Below are 652 nucleotides of genomic sequence, written 5' to 3'. Positions count from 1 at the left end.
GCACCGGCTGGTCGAGAACTCCCCGGCACTCGATCTCGCCGATCTCGGGCTGTCGTTGGTCAGCACCCGGACCACCCTCGCGCGGCGCGCCGTCGTGCTGGCCTCCAGTCGCACCGAAGCTCTGCGCGGACTGCGCGCGGTGGCCGACGGCGCCTTCGACGCCATGGTCGTCAGCGCCACCGACCCCGACAGCGGCGAGGAGCCCGAGGGCGGGGCGGACCGGCGCCCGGTCTTCGTCTTCCCCGGGCAGGGCCCCCAGTGGCAGGGGATGGCCCTGGACCTGCTGGAATCCTCCGAGGTCTTCCGCCGGCACATGCGCGCTTGCGCGGACGCGCTGGAGCCGCACGTCCCCTGGGACCTGCACGAGGTGCTGCGGGAGGCGCCCGGCGCCCCCGCGATGCGGGCCGTCGACGTCGTCCAGCCCGTCCTGTTCGCCGTCATGGTCTCGCTCGCCGAGCTGTGGCGCGCCTGCGGCCTGGAGCCGGCCGCGGTGGTGGGCGCCAGCCTGGGCGAGATCGCCGCGGCCCATGTCGCCGGGGCGCTCACGCTGGAGGAAGCCGCCCAGGTGGTCGCGTTGTGGAGCCAGGCACAGGCCGGCGCGACCGGTGACGGCGATCTGGCCTCCGCCCTGGCGTCCCGCGCGGAGATCGAG

At 75.5% G+C, this 652-nt stretch carries 1 protein-coding gene; it reads left to right on the top strand.

The features are described from left to right. Positions 1-652, top strand: a 652-nt coding sequence (locus KUM32_RS42760) for an acyltransferase domain-containing protein (protein WP_217146945.1), incomplete at both ends; no start/stop codon positions are given.

The sequence above is a fragment of the Streptomyces sp. AC627_RSS907 genome (assembly GCF_019049165.1).
The sequence above is the reverse complement of the archived record's forward strand: the minus strand, read 5'-3'. Positions and strand labels throughout refer to the sequence as shown.